Raw genomic sequence first — 16,603 nt, 5'->3', positions numbered from 1 at the left:
TGGCCGCTCCAGCCCGCACCGGCGATGTTCATCGACGACGCCCACATCTTGCGCGCCTCGTCCTCCACCGTCTGCGCGTGGACCTCAAACCGGCCCGCCATCGCCCGCATCTCATGCGGGTCAGTCATAAAACGTGTAGCCATGTTGCCTTTCTCCTTTTGGATATCTGGTTGGACTTGTCTGCAGGTGGGCCGTCGTAACTGGCTGCTACGTGGCTACCTGCGCCGCTGATCACGTGGGACACGCATGCCGGCCGCCGTCTCTCACCCGGCCGCCGGAGAATGCGGTACCACGCTGCTAGTCCGCGGCATGTTGAAGCTGGGCTCGGGTTCGCCTTGCCACTCGCTCCATTCGCTCCATTCGTTCCACTCGTCCATGCCCTCGTCGGCGACCTCCGGGCTCAGCCCGTCGGCCACCACCGTCTCACTGGTGTCGGCGCCGTCTTCCTGCTTTGCCGCCCAGTGGTCATAGTCATCCGGCGGTACCGCCACGCCCCACTTGAGGGGGACCGATAAGCCGCCAAGCATCCCCGACTCGCCGCGCTTCGCCGCCACTGCGTCGTCCGGCAGCGGCGAACCAAGAGGCAAAAGCACGTTGCCCCCTTCCACTTGCCGTCTCCGTACATTTCGCACCGGGTGGCGAATCAATCACCACCAGGCACTCCGCATCGTAAGTCAATTCTGAGAACAATATCCGGGTTTGGGCGATTTCGCTCTTTTTAGAACATGCGGGCGAGTAAGTCCCTAAGGGCGTTCAGCAGATTCCGCTGGGGGTGCCGCGGGCGGGCGCGGTTTCCTGGGTGGGCATCGTCTGCGGATACGGCACCCGATACGGGATCGACGTCTTGAGGGTCGAGCCCAAGATCGCGTTGGGGACGCATTGCGGCAGCTTGGGGAGGGCCGCCAGCCGCGGGTGCTCCAAATTGGGCTTCGACGAGTTCGGCGGCACCGCGAAGTTGAATGCCGTGGTCATGTCCCCGACGGTCTGGTCCCGCCAGGCGCTGAGGTTGGGGACGGGCACCCCGAACCTGGTACGCAGCAGTTTCAGCTGCGAGGTGTGGTCGAGGACGGTGCTGCATTTCAGCGGCCCGCGGCTGTACGGGGAAATGACGAAGGTGGGCACGCGAAAGCCCAGGCCGATCGGCCCGCGTATCCCGCCGGACCCCGGTACCGCGTTGATATCGGGCACGGTGACGAACTCCCCGGGCGTTCCGGGCATCGGGGTGGGCGGGGTGACGTGGTCGAAGAAGCCGCCGTTTTCGTCGTAGGTGACGATCAGCGCGGTCCTTTCCCACACCGCGGGGTTGGACAGCAGGATGCGCAGCACGTCGACGATCCCGACGGCGCCGGCGGCGGCCGGGAACGCGGGATGCTCGGAGTACAGGAAGCCCGGCAGCACCCACGACACCGCCGGAAGCCGGTTGTTGCGGACGTCGGAGGCGAAATTCCCCGGGTAGGTGGGGGCGATACCGTTGCGGGCCAGGTCCGTCCGTGGGTCCGCCGATTGTTTGAAGTCGTTGACCAGCCCGTTATAGCCGATGACGGTGTTGTTCAGCGCTCCCAGAAACTTGTTCTGGTACACCTTCCAGCTCACCCCGGCGGCGCTGAGGTTTTCCGGCATGATCGTCCAGCTGAACTGCTGCACCGGTTGGACGTTGGGCTCGACGAGCTGCGGGCCGCCGTGCTGGCCGTCGGGGTCGATGGTGGCGCTCATCCAGTACAGGCGGTTGGGCGTGGTCCCGCCCAGCAGGGAGCAGTGGTACTGGTCGCAGATGGTGAAGGTGTCGGCCAGCAGGTAATGGATCGGCAGGTCCTGGCGCGTGTAGTAGCCCATCGTCACCGGGACGTTGCCCACCAGCGGGCTTTCGTTCGCCTGGGCGGGCAGCCAGCCGTCGTTGTTGCCCCCGTTCCAGGCGCCGTGCATCGTGATCCAGTCGTGGCCGGGGTCGTTGACGCATTCGCCGTCGAGCAGCGGGCCCCTGGTGGTGTCGAAGCGGTACGGGATCGTGACGCCATTCGGGTCGAGCGCCTGCGTCATCGGGTTCCAGCCTTTTTGCTGAAAAGCCGGTGACGGGGTATTGAAGCCATCGGTGCCGGAAAGCGTGCCGAAGTAGTGATCGAATGAGCGATTCTCCTGCATTAACAACACGAAATGTTCGATGTCGCTCAAATGACCCGAACACGGGCCGACGCCGTATGCCTTTTCGATCACCGGCCCGGCCAGCGACATCAACGCCCCGGTGCTGGTGGCGGCGGCGAGCTTGGCGAAGAATTCGCGACGCGACATTCCGTCGACCGGGTTGCTGCCCACCGCGCGCCCTTCCGTGAAGGCCCGTCCCTCACGTTTTCCCGATCACGGTATAGTTGCGGCGCCGAGCGGTCCCGACACGCGCTTCGGCGTGTCACAATTGGTTTATTTGGCGCCATCGATGGTTTGCTCAAGCCATTTCCGGGCGCGCGGGTCGAAATTCGGGACAAGCCGGGCAAAAGCGCCGGGCGGCAACGTTTTCGGTGTAGGGGTGCCAGGACATGACAAGGCGCGGGCAACACCGCGTTCCCCCCGGGGGTATTGCCCGCGCCTTGGTGAACCTTCGAACGTCCTATCCGACGCCGGTGCGCGGCACCACGCTCGGCCGCGCCTGCACGACGTGGTTCGGGCTGGCGCCGCCGCGGCCCAACATGCCGCCCTGCATGCCGGCGGCGGCGCCACCCATGCCCATCGGCATCGGCATCATCGGCATGCCGCCCATGGGCGCACCCGCGGCGGCGGCGCCGGCGGGCATCGCGCCCTCCATCCCCGACATGGCCGCGCTGACCATGCGGGACGGCGTCGATCCCTGCCACGTGGGCGGCACCGACATCGCGCCGACCAGACGGGCCTTGCCCAAACCGCCCGCGGCGGCGCCCAGGCCGCCCATGCCGGCCCCGCCCAGGCCCTTCGGGGTGGCGGCGCTGACGAACTTCGCCGGGTCGGCGGCGCCGGCCACGTCGCCGGCCAGGGCGGCCGGGTGCGCCGCGCTCATGCCGGCCTGGGCGGCCATCATGATCGGCGACATCATCATGCTCGCGGGGTACATCGCGATCTGGGCGAACGACATCAACGACGACACGGGCGCCGCGTTCACCAAACCCATGGCCCCCGCTACCGCGCCCCCCGCGAAGCTCGTCGCCGTCTCCAACGGTGCACCGGCCACGCCGGCCACCATCGCTCCCACTCCGGCGGCCTCCGACGCGACCTCGGTCAGCGGGGACTCGAGCAGTCCGGCCAGGCCGGTCAGCACCGGGGGCAGGCTGAAGTTGCCCAGCGATGCCGCCACGGCCGTCGCGCCGCCGTGGTAGCCCACCATCGCGGCCACGTCCTGGGCCCACATCTCCATGTACTCGAACTCTTTCATGAAGATCGCCGGGGTGTTCTGGCCCAAAATGTTCGTCGCGATCAACGCCATCTGCGTGACGCGGTTCGCCGTGACCGCGGGGGTGGGGATCGTGGCGGCCAGCGCGGTCTCGAACGCCGTCGCGGCCGTCCGGGCCTGCGCGGCGGCCGTCTCGGCCTGCGCCGCGGCCGCGCTCAACCACCCCACGTACGGTGTCGCCGCCGCCGCCATCGACACCGACGCCGGGCCCGCCCAGGGCCCGTCGGTCAGCCCGGTCACCACGGACTGGAACGACGCCGCCGCACCCGACAGGTCCGACGCCAACGCGTCCCAGGCCGCCGAGGCCGCGTGCAACGGGCCCGAGCCCGCGCCGCCGAACATCAGCGCCGAGTTAATCTCCGGGGGGAAGAACGTAAAGCCAGGAATCATTCCAACCTCGACATATTCCGCCGCCTGAGCGGCTCCAACAACCACGTAGCTAACGTGCACATGCGGCGGCCCGATAAAGCTACCGCCATCGGTGGATCGTAAGTCACGGGCCCGTTGAAAATAGGCGATTTCGCGAAATCATTCCGCCCTTCGGGCGGCGGCGGGCGCGGCCCCCCGGCCGGCCCCGCCGAACCGGACAACTGTCCAGGTAGCGGTACCTGCGGATGCCGGGGCGGGCCGTCGAAAACGCGGGCAATTCTGTGATGTTTCTAAAGGTTTCGCGCGGTCCTTTCCGGGGGCGCCCCAAAAGGCCCGGAAATCGCTAAAACAGGCCCGTGAAGAAACCGGAGACGCCGGTGCCGGAGACGAACACGCCGGAGCTGCCCGTCCCGGAGGCGAACAGGCCCGAGCTCATGACGCCCGCGACGAAGATGCCGGCGTCGCCGATGGCGGCGTTCTGGTAGCCGGAGTTGCCGAATCCGGTGTTGAGGATCCCCGAGTTGCCCGGGTTGGCGCCGCTGGTGCTGGTGTTGGTGAAGCCGGAATTGCCGAAACCCGAGTTCTGGAAGCCCGAATTGCCGGTGCCCAGCGGATTGTTCTGGCCGAACCCCGAGTTGCCGGTGCCCACGTTGAAGAAGCCGGAGTTCGGCACGTTTTGCGTTGCCGCGGAAAAGAACCCGGTGTTGAGGTCGCCCGCGTTGAAGCCGCCGGTGTTGGTGTCGCCGGCGTTCGCGAAGCCGGTGTTGGTGTCGCCGGAATTCGCGAATCCGGTGTTCGAGTTGCCGGAGTTGAAGAAGCCGGTGTCCCCGGCGCCCGAATTCCCGAAGCCGGTGTTCTGGAAGCCGGCGTTGAAGCTGCCGGAATTGCCGTTGCCGGCGTCGAAGAAGCCGAAGTTTCCGGCACCCGCGCTGCCGGCGCCCGTGTTGATCGCGCCCGAATTCCACCACCCGGTGTTCGTGTCGCCCGAGTTGCCGTAACCCCAGTTCCCGTTGCCCGAGTTGCCGATGCCGAAGTTGCCGTTACCCGAATTGAAGAAGCCGATGTTGTTGTTGCCCGAGTTGCCGAATCCGATGTTGCCGATCCCCGAGTTCAGCGCGCCGATGCCCATCTGACCGTTGCCGGTGAGGCCGATGCCGATGTTTCCGTTGCCGGTGTTGCCGAATCCGAAATTGTTGCTCCCGAGGTTGCCGAAGCCGACGTTGGTGTCTCCGAGATTCCCGAGCCCGAAATTGGTGCTGCCGTGGTTTCCGTCCCCGAAATTCAGGGTGCCGATGTTGCCGCTGCCGAGGTTGAAGGCGCCGTTGTTGCCGAAGCCGAAATTGATGGTGCCGATGTTGCCGCTGCCCAGGTTGCCGCTCCCGAAGTTGCCGCTGCCCAGGTTGTTGTCGCCGATGTTGCCACTGCCGAAATTCAGCGTGCCGATGTTGCCGCTGCCCAGGTTGAAGTCGCCGAAGTTGCCGCTGCCCAGGTTCAAATTCCCCGACGCGTTCCCGCTGCCGAGGTTGAGGTCGCCGATGTTGCCGCTGCCCAGGTTGAGGCTGCCGATGTTGCCCAGGCCCACGTTGAAGGCCGGCAGGCCGGCGACCGCGGCGGCGGCCTGCACGCCCCGCAGCGCGGCGGGCCAGGACGACAGCTGCGCGGCCGCCGCCGCGGCCCCCGAGTGATACCCCACCATGGCCGCGACGTCGGCGGCCCACATCAGCTCGTAGTCGGACTCGACCGCCGCAATGGCCGGCGCGTTCTGGCCGAACAGGTTCGCCGTAACCAACGACACCAGGTCGGATCGATTGGCCGCGACCGCGGCGGGATGCACGGTGGCCGCCAGGGCCGACTCGAACATGCCTGCCACCGCCCGCGCCTGGCTCGCCGCGCCCGACGCCCGGCCCGCGGCCGCGCTCAGGAACCCCGCGTACGGCGCCGCGGCGGCGACCATCGCCGCCGACGCCGGGCCCCGCCACGCCTGGCTCGCGAGCCCCGACGTCACCGCCGAGAACGACTCGGCCGCCGACCCCAGCTCGTCGGCCAGCCCGTCCCAGGCCGCCGCCGCCGCCAGCATCGGGGCGGACCCCGCACCGGAGAACATCCGCAGCGAATTGATCTCCGGCGGCAATACCAAGAAGCCCATCGCGCCTCCTCCGCCGGATTATTCAGCAGCGGGGACAGGCATGTTACGAAGCGAGCCGCGTGTCGCCCGGCTAACAGCCCTTCAGGCGCACCGCCAGGTAGTCGGCGACGGCGCCGATCGGGACCCGGTCCTGGGTCATCGCGTCGCGCTCGCGCACGGTCACGGCGTTGTCCTCGAGCGAGTCGAAATCGACCGTGACGCAAAACGGCGTGCCCACCTCGTCCTGGCGCCGATAGCGACGCCCGATGGCGCCGGCGTCGTCGAAATCGATGTTCCAGCATCGGCGCAATTCGGCCGCCAGGTCGCGCGCCTTGGGGCTCAGGTCGGCGTGCCGCGACAGCGGCAACACCGCGGCCTTGGTCGGCGCCAGCCGCGGATCGAGCCGAAGCACCGTGCGTTTTTCCATGCCGCCCTTGGCGTTTGGGGCTTCGTCCTCATGGTAGGCGTCGATCAAGAACGCCATGAACGACCGCGTCAGCCCCGCCGCCGGTTCGATGACATACGGCGTGTAGCGGGTGTCGGAGACCTGGTCGTAGAACGACAGGTCGGCGCCGGAATGCTTTGCGTGCGTTGACAAGTCGAAATCGGTCCGGTTGGCGACACCCTCCAGCTCGCCCCACGGGTTGCCGACGAACCCGAATTTGTACTCGATGTCGACGGTGCGGTCGGAGTAGTGCGACAGCTTGTCGGGGGGGTGTTCATACAGCCGCAGGTTCTCGGGTCGGATGCCCAGGTCGGTGTACCACTGCAGCCGGGTGTCGATCCAGTACTGGTGCCACTGCGGGGCCGTCGACGGCTCGACGAAGAACTCCATCTCCATCTGCTCGAACTCGCGGGTGCGGAAGATGAAGTTGCCCGGGGTGATCTCGTTGCGGAAGCTCTTGCCGATCTGCCCGATCCCGAACGGCGGCTTGCGGCGCGCGGTGGTCACCACGTTGGCGAAGTTGACGAAGATGCCCTGCGCGGTCTCGGGGCGCAGGTAGTGCAGCCCCTCCTCGGACTCGATGGGCCCGAGATAGGTCTTGAGCATCATGTTGAACTCGCGGGGCTCGGTCCACTGCCCCTTGGTGCCGCAGTCGGGGCAGGCGACCTCGGTCATCGGCACCGAAGCGGGGTCGGCGATGCCCGTCTTCGCCGCATTCTTGGCTAACCAGGCCTCCTGCAGGTGGTCCTGGCGGTGCCGGTGGTGACAGTTCAGGCACTCGACCAGCGGGTCGTGGAAGACCTCGACGTGGCCGGAGGCCACCCACACCTGGCGCGGCAGGATGATCGACGTGTCGAGCCCCACCACGTCGTCGCGGCCGGTGACCACGGCGCGCCACCACTGGCGCTTGATGTTCTCCTTGAGCTCGACGCCCAGCGGACCGTAGTCCCACGCCGATCTGGTGCCGCCGTAGATCTCGCCCGAGGGGAAGACGAAGCCGCGCCGTTTGGCCAGGTTGACTACGGTGTCGATGACGGACGCCACGGGGCGGTGCTCTCCTTGTCGAAGATCGGGCGGACGGACGCGGCGCACGGCGCCGCTCGCAAAACACCAGTCATGGTATTCGACCGGCGCCGCGATCTTTGACATGCGTCATCACGCATGTGACAGTGGAGGGCGGTCCGCTGCGACGGCGGACGCTCCCCCGTCCGGCACTTCTCGAGGTGATGACGCACCCATGGCGATGTCCTCCTCGGTGCCCGGCCCGGCGACTACCGACCTGGCCTTGGGAACCCACGAGCACGGCGCGGCCGGGCCGGGCGAGCACGCCGACTTCCGGGACTATCCCGAGCCGCCGCCGCGCGAGATCCTCGACGCCGCGGGCGAGCTGTTGCGCGCGCTGGCCGCGCCCGTGCGGATCGCCATCGTGCTGCAGCTGCGCGAATCGCACCGCTGCGTGCATGAACTGGTCGACGCGCTGGGCGTGCCGCAGCCGCTGGTCAGCCAGCACCTGAAGATCCTCAAGGCGGCCGGCGTGGTCGCCGGCGAGCGGTCCGGCCGCGAGGTGCTCTACCGGCTCGCCGACCACCACCTCGCGCACATCGTCGTCGACGCCGTGGCCCACGCGGGCGAGGACACCCCATGAGCGGCGCCAGCGTGCGGTCCACCCGGCAGCGGGCGGCCATCTTCACGCTGCTGGAGACGCTCGACGAGTTCCGCTCGGCCCAGGAGCTGCACGACGAGCTGCGCAATCGCGGGGAGAACATCGGCCTGACCACCGTGTATCGGACCCTGCAGTCGATGGCCGCGGCCGGGATGCTCGACACGCTGCGCACCGACACCGGCGAGTCGGTCTACCGCAGGTGCTCCGAGCACCATCACCACCACCTGGTGTGCCGCGGCTGCGGTTCCACCATCGAGGTCGGCGACCGCGAGGTCGAACAATGGGCGGCCGAGGTGGCCGCCAAGCACGGGTTCTCCGACGTCAGCCACACCATCGAAATCTTCGGAACGTGCGCGCAGTGCGGCTCCTGAACCGAGCGCGCTCCTAGCCCGTCAGCGCACGGCGAATCGCCGCGCCGCTGTCCAGCACCAGCAGGACCAGGGTGCGCAGCGCGTCGTCGGTCAGGCCGCCCCCGGGAAAGTTGTAGCGCAGCATCACGTCGGCGGTTTTCGACGCGCCCCTGCCGGAGTTGCGTTGCACGGCCTGCCGATTGACCTTTTCGACCAGCGTGACGCTGCCGAAGTTGCTGTCGTGCGCCTGCTTGGCGGCCTGATCGCGGACCTTCTTGGTCAGCGGCAGGTCCCAGGCCAATATCTGCGTCAGCGACACCAGATCGAGGTCCTCGGCGATGTTGACGACCCGCAGCGACGCCAGGGTTCCGTTGTGGCGCACCGTCAGCGCGCCGTCGGGTTCCTCGTCGACGGGAAGGACGTCGCGCAGTATCGACGCCAGGCGCTCCTGCAGCGACGGCATCACGCGCTCCCGAACCGTCGGTTGCGTTCCGCGTATTCCTCGCAGGCCGCCCACAGGTCGCGGCGGTCGAAGTCCGGCCACAGCTTGTCGGAAAAGATGTACTCGGCGTACGCCGCCTGCCACAGCATGAAGTTGCTGGACCGCTGCTCCCCCGACGTCCGCAGGAACAGGTCGACGTCGGGGATGTCGGGCCGTTGCAGGTGACGCGAGATCGTGGCCTCGGTGATGCGCTCCGGGTTGAGTCGCCCGGCCGCGGCCAAGCGCGCGATATCCTTTGTGGCTTCGGCGATTTCGGCGCGCCCGCCGTAGTTGACGCAATAGTTGACGGTGATGACGTCGTTGCCGGCCGTCATCGCCTCGGCGATCGCCAACTCGTTGATGACGCTGCGCCACAGGCGTGGTCGCAAGCCCACCCATCGGATCTTGACCCCGATCGCGTTGAGGTTCACGCGGCGCATGCGCACGACGTCGCGGTTGAACCCCATCAAAAAGCGGACCTCCTCGGGCGACCGCTTCCAGTTCTCGGTGGAGAAGGCGTACAGACTCAGCCACTTGATCCCGAGTTCGATTGCGCCGCAGACGATGTCGATCACCACGGCCTCACCGGCCTTGTGCCCGTCGGTGCGGCTCAGCCCGCGCTGGGTGGCCCAGCGACCGTTGCCGTCCATCACGATGGCGACATGAAAGGGCAAGCGGCCGGCCGGAATCCGCGGCGCGGCCGCCTTCGAGGTGTGCTGCGGGGGCCGGCGCGGGCCACCGCCCGGAGACGGCGGCAGCTCCGGGAAAGCGACCGGCCACGTCGATCGGTCGGGAAAGACCGGGTAATCGTCGGGCGCGGGGGGCAACTGCGGGAAGTCGGTCGACTTCGGCTTGCGCTCACCTCTAGCCACAGGCCATATCCTGCTCGATCAGCGCTGCGCGCCGTTCGGCGATCGTGTTGCGGTCGGCCTGATACGCCGGAGTGCTCCGCTCGACCAGTGGCAGCGTTTTGAGCTGACGTTCCAGGTGCCATTGCAGGTGCGCGGCCACCAACCCGCTGACGTGGTTGCGGTGCGATTGCGGCGACGCTTCGGCGGCCTCCCAGTCGCCGTCGTGCAGCGCCGCCATCAGGTCCAGCACCCCCGGCGGCGGGGAGGTCGAGCCGGCCGGACGGCAGTGCGGGCAGACGCTGCCCCCGGCGCCGACGTGAAACGCCCGGTGCGGGCCCGGCGTGGCGCACCGCGCGCACTCGGTGAGCGCCGGCGCCCATCCGGCGATGCCCATGGCGCGCAGCAGGTAGGCGTCCAGCAGCAGGTCACGGGGGCGGTGCCCGTCGGCCACCGCCCGCAGCGCGCCCACCGTGAGCCGGTGCAGGGCCGGCGCCGGGGCGCGCTCCTCGCCGGCGAGGCGTTCGGCGGTCTCCAGCATCGCGCACCCGCACGTGTACCGGCCGTAGTCGCTGACGATGTCGGTCGCGAACGCGTCGATGGACACGACCTGGGTGACGATGTCGAGATTGCGGCCGGGGTGCAGCTGCGCGTCGATGTGAGCAAACGGCTCGAGCCGCGCGCCGAATTTGCTGCGGGTGCGCCGGACGCCTTTGGCCACCGCGCGGACCAGCCCGTGGTCGCGGGTCAGCAGGGTGACGATCCGGTCGGCCTCGCCGAGCTTGTGCTGGCGCAGCACAACAGCCCGGTCTCGATATAGCCGCATCACAATAGTTTTGCACCCCGCCGCGACAATCCGGGTATCCGCGCCGTCTAGTCTCGTACCCCGTGATTGGCGCTTCGGGGTCGGGAGTCGGGTCCATTTCCGGGTCCGGCAGCCAGCGCCTGCCCACCCTGACCGACCTGCTCTATCAATTGGCCAGCCGCGCGGTGACGTCCACCACCCTGGTGAGCCGGTCGCTGCACGCCATCCACACCAGCCAGCCGACGCTCAACGCGTTCCGCGTGGTGCTCACCGAGTCGGCGCTGGCCGACGCGGCCGAGGCCGACCGGCGCCGGGCGGCCGGGGACACCGCCCCGCTGCTGGGCATCCCCATCGCGGTCAAGGACGACGTCGACGTCGCCGGCGTGCCGACGGCCTTCGGCACCGAGGGATACGTCGCGCCCGCGACCCACGACTCCGAGGTGGTCCGCCGCCTCAAGGCCGCCGGCGCCGTGATCGTCGGCAAGACCAACACCTGCGAGCTGGGTCAGTGGCCGTTCACCAGCGGACCCGGCTTCGGGCACACCCGCAACCCCTGGTCGCGCCGGCACACCCCGGGCGGGTCGTCGGGCGGCAGCGCGGCCGCGGTGGCGGCCGGCCTGGTCACCGCGGCCATCGGCTCCGACGGCGCGGGCAGCGTCCGCATCCCCGCGGCGTGGACGCACCTGGTCGGCATCAAGCCGCAGCGCGGCCGCATCTCCACCTGGCCGCTGCCCGAGGCGTTCAACGGCATCACCGTCAACGGCGTGTTGGCCCGCACGGTGGCCGACGCGGCGCTGGTGCTCGACGCCGCGTCCGGCAACGTCGAGGGCGACCGGCACAAACCGCCCCCGATCACGGCGTCCGACTACGTCGGCAAGGCGCCCGGCCCGCTGAACATCGCGCTGTCAACCCGGTTCCCGTTCACCGGTTTTCGGGCCAAGTTGCACCCCGAGATCCTGGCCGCGACGCGCGCGGTGGTCAAGCAACTGGAGCTGCTCGGCCACAACGTGGTGCCCGGCAACCCCGACTACGGCCTGCGACTGTCGTGGGATTTCCTCGCCCGGTCCACCGCGGGGCTGCTGGATTGGGAGGAGCGGCTGGGCGACGGCGTGATCCTGGATCCCCGCACCGTGGCCAACCTGCGCATGGGTCAGGTGCTCGGGCAGGCGATCCTGCGCAGCGCGCGCCGCCACGAGGCCGCCGACCAGCGGCGGGTGGGCTCGATCTTCGACATCGTCGACGTCGTGCTGGCGCCGACCACCGCCCAGCCGCCGCCGCTGGCGCGCGCCTTCGACCGGTTGAGCGGCCTGGCCACCGACCGCACCATGATCGCCGCGTGCCCGTTGACCTGGCCGTGGAACGTGCTGGGATGGCCGTCCATCAACGTGCCGGCCGGATTCACCTCCGGGGGTTTGCCGATCGGGGTGCAGCTGATGGGTCCGGCAAACAGCGAGGGCATGCTGATCTCGCTGGCCGCCGAGCTGGAGGCCGTGTGCGGCTGGGCGGCCAGGCAGCCGACGCCCTGGTGGCTCGCCGGCACCGAAGCCCCGTCGGCCGGCGCGCCGCCGCCGCGCGGATGAGCCCAAAGCTGGGTACACCCCCGCCATGGACCAATCCGAAGCCCCACTGCTGGACGCCCTGGCCGACCACCGCGACAAGAACCGGTACGGGTTCACGCCGCCGGGGCACCGGCAGGGCCGCGGCGTCGACCACCGGGTCCTGGGCGTGCTGGGCCGCGAGCCGTTCGCCGACGACCTGCTGGCCAACGGCGGGCTGGACGACCGCAGGAGCTCCAACGGCTACCTGAAGCGCGCCGAGGAGCTGATGGCCGACGCGGTGGGCGCCGACGCCGCGGGCTTTTCCACCTGTGGCAGCTCGCTGTCCGTGCGGGCGGCGATGATGGCCGTGGCCGGCGGAGACGGCAGCCTGCTGGTGGGCCGCGACAGCCACAAGTCCATCGTCGCCGGGCTCATCTTCTCCGGCGTGCAGCCGCGCTGGATCACGCCCCGCTGGGACGCCGAGCATCACTTCTCGCACCCGCCCTCGCCGCGGCAGGTGGAGAAGACGTGGGAAATGCACCCCGACGCCGCCGGCGCGCTGATCGTCAGCCCCAGCCCGTACGGCACCTGCGCCGACATCGCCGGGATCGCCGAGGTCTGCCACGCGCGCGGCAAGCCGCTGATCATCGACGAGGCCTGGGGTGCGCACCTGCCGTTCCACGAGGACCTGCCGACCTGGGCGATGGACGCCGGCGCGGACGTCTGCGTGGTCAGCGTGCACAAGATGGGGGCCGGCTTCGAACAGGGCTCGGTGTTTCACGTGCAGGGCGACCTGATCGACCGCGACCGCCTGTCGGCCTGCGTGGACCTGCTGATGACGACCAGCCCCAGCGTGCTGGTGTACGCGGCGATGGACGGGTGGCGGCGCCAGATGGTCGAGCACGGCCACGAGTTGCTGGGCGCCGCACTGGGTTTGGCGCGCCAGCTGCGCCGCGACATCGAACTGATTCCCGAGTTGAAGGTCCTCGACGACGAGCTGCTGGGCGTGGAGGCGTCCCACGATTTGGACCGCATGCAGGTGATGATGGACGTGTCGGCCACCGGCACCTCCGGCTACCAGGCCGCCGACTGGCTGCGAGAACACGCCCACATCGACGTCGGGATGAGCGATCATCGCCGCATCCTGGCGACGTTGTCCTTCGCCGACGACGAATCCACGGGGGGCCGCCTCACCGAGGCGCTGGCCGAATGGCGCAGGGCGGCCAGCGATTTCGACCCGCCACCGCAGATCGACCTGCCGTCGCCCGAGGAGTTGCAGCTGGAGACGGTGTGCCTGCCGCGCGACGCGTTCTTCGGGCGGGTCGAGGCGGTGCCCACCGACCGGGCCGCGGGCAGGATCTCCGCCGAGCAGTGCACGCCGTATCCGCCGGGCATCCCCGCGGTCGTGCCGGGCGAGCGCCTCAACGGCGCCGTGCTGGACTACGTGTGCACGGGTGTGCGCGCCGGCATGAACATCCCGGACGCGGCGGACCCGTCGCTGCAGACGATCCGCGTGGTCGCGTGAATTCGCGGGGGCTCGCCGTCAGGACCGCGGCATCGACATGACCCGGCCGCCAACGGCTTTCATCACGGTACGGCTGCGCGCTGGGCCGCGGCGGAAACACGGGCGCTAAAAGCCCAACCTGCCAAGCTGTTTGGGGTCGCTCTGCCAGTTCTTGGCGACCTTGACACGCAGGTCGAGATAGACCTTGGTGCCCAACAGCTTCTCGATCTGCGCGCGTGCGGCGGTGCCCACGTCCCGCAGCCGCGCGCCGCGCTTGCCGATGACGATGCCCTTCTGGCTGTCCCGCTCGACGTAGAGGATGGCGCGCACGTCGATCAGATCGTCCCTGCCGTCACGCGCCTCGACCTCGTCGATCACCACCGCCAGCGAATGCGGCAGCTCGTCGCGAACCCCCTCCAGCGCGGCCTCGCGGATGAGTTCGGCCATCAGGACCTCCTCGGGCTCGTCGGTGAGCTCGCCGTCGGGGTAGTAGGCCGGGCCGGGGGGCAGCGCCGCGGCCAGCACGTCGATCAGCACGTCGATTTGCGCGCCGGTGGCCGCCGACACCGGGACGATCTCGGCCGAATCGCCGACCAGCTCGCTGACCGCGACCAGCTGCGCGGCCACCCGGTCCTTGGGAACCTTGTCGATCTTGGTGACGATGCCCAGGAGCGTGGTCTTGGGGGCGACCGCGCGGATCTGGTCGACGATCCACCGGTCGCCGGGGCCGATCGCCTCGTCGGCGGGGATGCACAACCCGATCACGTCGACCTCGGCGTAGGTGTCGCGGACCAGGTCGTTGAGCCGCTTGCCGAGCAGGGTCCGCGGCCGGTGCAGGCCCGGCGTGTCGACCAGGATGATCTGGAAGTCGTCGCGGTGCACGATCCCGCGGATGGTGTGGCGCGTGGTCTGGGGCCGCGTCGAGGTGATGGCCACCTTGGTGCCCACCAGCGCGTTGGTCAGCGTCGACTTGCCGGTGTTCGGCCGGCCCACCAAACATACGAAGCCGGAACGGAATTCACTCACTGTGCCCGCCGTCGACGGGCCTCGTTCGCCGTCATATCACGTTCCCGGCGCGGTCGGTCACGATGATCACCGCCGTCGGCGACAGCTCGCGAACGGCGACGATGCCGGGGTCGTCGGCGGACCCGGCCACCAAAGCGGCGGCCTCCAGAGCGGTCGCGCCGCTGGACGCGGCGGCGGCCACGGCCGCCTGCAGCCCGGTCAGCTGCAGCGCCGCCAGGCTCACCGGCGCGGCGGCATACGTGCGGCCGTCGGCGTCGCGGACCGCGGCGCCGCTTGCGGCTTCGGCGCGGGCCATCGCGGCGCGCGCCAGCTCCACCAGCTTGGCGTCCTCGGCGTCCAGCCGCTCAGCCATGCGCCTCCCCATCGCTCGCCGTGTCGTCCGGGCTCAGCAGCACGGCGTTGATCCGCACCCGGCCCCGATGGTCGGGGCCGCCCTCGGCGCGCAGCCGCAGCCCGTGCGAGACCACCTCGGCGCCGGGCAGCGGCACCCGGCCCAATTCCAGGGCCACCAGGCCGCCCACCGTGTCGACGTCGAGGTCGTCGTCGAATTCCACGCCGTACAGTTCGCCGACGTCTTCGATCGGCAGCCGCGCGGAAACCCGAAAGCGCTTGTCGCCCAGGTCTTCGATGGGGGCCGTCTCCTGCTGGTCGTACTCGTCGGCGATCTCGCCCACGATTTCTTCGAGCACGTCTTCGATGCTGACCAGGCCCGCGATCGCGCCGTACTCGTCGACGAGCAGGGCCATGTGGATGCGGTCGCGCTGCATTTCGCGTAGCAGCGCGTCCAGCGGCTTGGAGTCCGGCACGAAGACCGCCGGGCGCATCACCTGCGACACCTTGGTGTCCCGACCGCCGTCGGGCGACAAAAACGTATGCTGCACAAGGTCTTTGAGGTACACCACCCCGACGACGTCGTCGACGTTCTCGCCGATCACCGGGATGCGGGAGTGCCCGCTGCGCACCGCGAGGTTGGTGGCCTGGCTGGCGTGCTTGTCGCTTTCGATCCAGACCATCTCGGTGCGCGGCACCATGACCTCGCGGGCCGGGGTGTCACCGAGCTCGAAGACCGACTCGATCATCCGGCGCTCGTCGGCGGCGACCACCCCGCGCTGCTGGGCCAGGTCGACGACCTCGCGCAGTTCGATCTCGGAGGCGAACGGCCCGTTGCGCAGGCCGCGGCCCGGGGTGAGCGCGTTGCCCAGCACCACCAGCAGCCGGCTCAGCGGCATCAGCAACGACGAAATCACCCGCAGCGGAAGGGCCGTCGCCAGGGAAATGGAATAGGCGTGCTGACGGCCGAGGGTGCGCGGCCCCACCCCGATCACGACGAAGCTGGTCAGCACCATGATGGTCGCCGCGCCGAACAACCCCCACCGCATGCCGAAGTTGTCGTAGAGGAACACCACCAGCAGCACGGTCGCCGAGATCTCGCAGGTGATGCGCAGCAGCACCACCAGGTTGATGTAACGCGGCCGGTCGCTCATCACCTTGAACAGCGACCCCGCGCCGGGTCGTTCGCCGCGCTGCAGTTCCTGCACGCGGGCCAGCGACACGGTGCTGATGGCCGCGTCGATCGCCGCGAAGAGCCCGCCCAATGCGATCAGCGCGATCGCGCCGAGCAGCTGGGGAAACCCGCTCAATTCTGGAAATACCTTGAAATCGTATCGTGCTCGCGTCTTGGCTCGGCCCCGCCGGCCTCGCCGACCGGCGTTACTCCGTCGCGCCGTTGGTTTACGCCGCGACGGCGAGCTTGGTGAGATGCCGCGGCGCGTACAGGCTACAACACCCCGGGGCCGAACAGCCCGGTGCCGGGCTTGCCGGCCTTTCCGCTTGCCCCGACGCCGAACCCGGCGATGCCAGCATTACCACCGAAGCCGAACAGCGCGTTGCCGCCGTTGCCCCCGTTGCCGCCGGTGGTTGTGCCGGCGAACCCACCGGCCCCGCCTTCACCACCGTTGCCGAACAGCACCGCCCGGCCGCCGGGACCCCCGTCCCCGCCACCGATGGATCCGCCGCCGCCGCCGGCGCCGCCGGCAC

At 69.3% G+C, this 16,603-nt stretch carries 16 protein-coding genes and 1 pseudogene; 4 read left to right on the top strand and 13 right to left on the bottom strand.

Going from position 1 to position 16,603, the window contains the following annotated elements; all coding sequences use genetic code 11:
* The 6 genes from BST11_RS25235 to BST11_RS25210 form a co-directional block, all read right to left on the bottom strand.
* Positions 1-143: WXG100 family type VII secretion target (locus BST11_RS25235; RefSeq protein WP_042798136.1), on the bottom strand; the 143-nt coding region annotated here is incomplete at its 3' end.
* A gap of 120 nt (positions 144-263) precedes the next feature.
* Positions 264-593 carry a hypothetical protein gene (locus BST11_RS25230; protein WP_244897777.1) on the bottom strand — a complete coding sequence of 110 codons (330 nt, stop codon included), beginning with the start codon at positions 591-593 and terminating at the stop codon, positions 264-266.
* A gap of 160 nt (positions 594-753) precedes the next feature.
* Positions 754-2,286: a phospholipase C gene (locus tag BST11_RS25225; RefSeq protein WP_083140954.1), complete on the bottom strand. Its 1,533-nt coding sequence runs from the start codon at positions 2,284-2,286 to the stop codon at positions 754-756.
* A gap of 313 nt (positions 2,287-2,599) precedes the next feature.
* Positions 2,600-3,802: a PPE family protein gene (locus tag BST11_RS25220; protein ID WP_083140953.1), complete on the bottom strand. Its 1,203-nt coding sequence runs from the start codon at positions 3,800-3,802 to the stop codon at positions 2,600-2,602.
* A gap of 322 nt (positions 3,803-4,124) precedes the next feature.
* The gene (locus tag BST11_RS25215) at positions 4,125-5,927 is read right to left on the bottom strand and encodes a PPE family protein (RefSeq protein ID WP_083140952.1); all 1,803 of its coding nucleotides are present in this window, start codon (positions 5,925-5,927) and stop codon (positions 4,125-4,127) included.
* Between the two features lie 70 nt (positions 5,928-5,997).
* The gene (locus BST11_RS25210) at positions 5,998-7,443 is read right to left on the bottom strand and encodes a glycine--tRNA ligase (protein ID WP_244897778.1); all 1,446 of its coding nucleotides are present in this window, start codon (positions 7,441-7,443) and stop codon (positions 5,998-6,000) included.
* Between the two features lie 151 nt (positions 7,444-7,594).
* On the opposite strand from BST11_RS25210, the gene BST11_RS25205 reads away from it, so the two are divergent.
* Entirely contained in the window at positions 7,595-7,996 is a 402-nt protein-coding gene (locus BST11_RS25205; protein ID WP_083140955.1) for an ArsR/SmtB family transcription factor, read from the top strand.
* Positions 7,993-8,385 (top strand): Fur family transcriptional regulator, encoded by a 393-nt coding sequence (locus tag BST11_RS25200; protein WP_083140950.1) that lies wholly within the window; start codon positions 7,993-7,995, stop codon positions 8,383-8,385. Before BST11_RS25205 ends, BST11_RS25200 begins: the two co-directional genes overlap by 4 nt.
* Positions 8,386-8,398: 13 nt before the next feature.
* On the opposite strand, the gene BST11_RS25195 is transcribed toward BST11_RS25200, so the two are convergent.
* The 3 genes from BST11_RS25195 to recO are packed head-to-tail and all read right to left on the bottom strand — an operon-like array spanning position 8,399 to position 10,519.
* Entirely contained in the window at positions 8,399-8,827 is a 429-nt protein-coding gene (locus tag BST11_RS25195; RefSeq protein WP_083140949.1) for a hypothetical protein, read from the bottom strand.
* Positions 8,827-9,717, bottom strand: coding sequence for a decaprenyl diphosphate synthase (locus tag BST11_RS25190; protein WP_083140948.1), 891 nt, complete (start codon positions 9,715-9,717; stop codon positions 8,827-8,829). Before BST11_RS25190 ends, BST11_RS25195 begins: the two co-directional genes overlap by 1 nt.
* On the bottom strand, positions 9,710-10,519 hold the full coding sequence (recO, locus tag BST11_RS25185; protein ID WP_083140947.1) for a DNA repair protein RecO: 810 nt from the start codon (positions 10,517-10,519) through the stop codon (positions 9,710-9,712). The genes BST11_RS25190 and recO overlap by 8 nt, the downstream gene beginning before the upstream one ends.
* Before the next feature lie 62 nt (positions 10,520-10,581).
* On the opposite strand from recO, the gene BST11_RS25180 reads away from it, so the two are divergent.
* Positions 10,582-12,078, top strand: a complete 1,497-nt coding sequence (locus BST11_RS25180) for an amidase (protein ID WP_083140946.1) — start codon at positions 10,582-10,584, stop codon at positions 12,076-12,078.
* Between the two features lie 25 nt (positions 12,079-12,103).
* Positions 12,104-13,561, top strand: coding sequence for an aminotransferase class I/II-fold pyridoxal phosphate-dependent enzyme (locus BST11_RS25175; protein ID WP_083140945.1), 1,458 nt, complete (start codon positions 12,104-12,106; stop codon positions 13,559-13,561).
* A gap of 105 nt (positions 13,562-13,666) precedes the next feature.
* On the opposite strand, the gene era is transcribed toward BST11_RS25175, so the two are convergent.
* The 4 genes and pseudogenes from era to BST11_RS29035 all read right to left on the bottom strand — a co-directional run.
* Positions 13,667-14,566, bottom strand: a complete 900-nt coding sequence (gene era, locus BST11_RS25170; protein ID WP_083140944.1) for a GTPase Era — start codon at positions 14,564-14,566, stop codon at positions 13,667-13,669.
* Positions 14,567-14,597: 31 nt separating this feature from the next.
* On the bottom strand, positions 14,598-14,918 hold the full coding sequence (locus BST11_RS25165) for a cytidine deaminase (protein WP_372509710.1): 321 nt from the start codon (positions 14,916-14,918) through the stop codon (positions 14,598-14,600).
* Positions 14,911-16,206, bottom strand: a complete 1,296-nt coding sequence (locus tag BST11_RS25160) for a hemolysin family protein (protein WP_083140942.1) — start codon at positions 16,204-16,206, stop codon at positions 14,911-14,913. The genes BST11_RS25165 and BST11_RS25160 overlap by 8 nt, the downstream gene beginning before the upstream one ends.
* A gap of 137 nt (positions 16,207-16,343) precedes the next feature.
* Positions 16,344-16,603: pseudogene (locus BST11_RS29035) on the bottom strand (PE family protein); the annotation flags it as partial.

Source organism: Mycobacterium alsense (genome assembly GCF_002086635.1).
Taxonomy (GTDB): Bacteria; Actinomycetota; Actinomycetes; order Mycobacteriales; family Mycobacteriaceae; genus Mycobacterium; species Mycobacterium alsense.
Note: the sequence above shows the minus strand (reverse complement) of the source record. Positions and strands in the feature narration are given on the sequence as shown.

Excerpts from the sequence above, each read along its gene's own strand:
- BST11_RS25200 (WP_083140950.1), top strand. The coding sequence starts at position 7,993 with ATGAGCGGCGCCAGCGTGCGGTCCACCCGGCAGCGGGCGGCCATCTTC.
- BST11_RS25165 (WP_372509710.1), bottom strand. The coding sequence starts at position 14,918 with ATGGCTGAGCGGCTGGACGCCGAGGACGCCAAGCTGGTGGAGCTGGCG.
- recO (WP_083140947.1), bottom strand. The coding sequence starts at position 10,519 with ATGCGGCTATATCGAGACCGGGCTGTTGTGCTGCGCCAGCACAAGCTC.
- BST11_RS25220 (WP_083140953.1), bottom strand. The coding sequence starts at position 3,802 with ATGATTCCTGGCTTTACGTTCTTCCCCCCGGAGATTAACTCGGCGCTG.
- BST11_RS25195 (WP_083140949.1), bottom strand. The coding sequence starts at position 8,827 with ATGCCGTCGCTGCAGGAGCGCCTGGCGTCGATACTGCGCGACGTCCTT.
- BST11_RS25205 (WP_083140955.1), top strand. The coding sequence starts at position 7,595 with ATGTCCTCCTCGGTGCCCGGCCCGGCGACTACCGACCTGGCCTTGGGA.
- BST11_RS25175 (WP_083140945.1), top strand. The coding sequence starts at position 12,104 with ATGGACCAATCCGAAGCCCCACTGCTGGACGCCCTGGCCGACCACCGC.
- BST11_RS25215 (WP_083140952.1), bottom strand. The coding sequence starts at position 5,927 with ATGGGCTTCTTGGTATTGCCGCCGGAGATCAATTCGCTGCGGATGTTC.
- BST11_RS25225 (WP_083140954.1), bottom strand. The coding sequence starts at position 2,286 with ATGTCGCGTCGCGAATTCTTCGCCAAGCTCGCCGCCGCCACCAGCACC.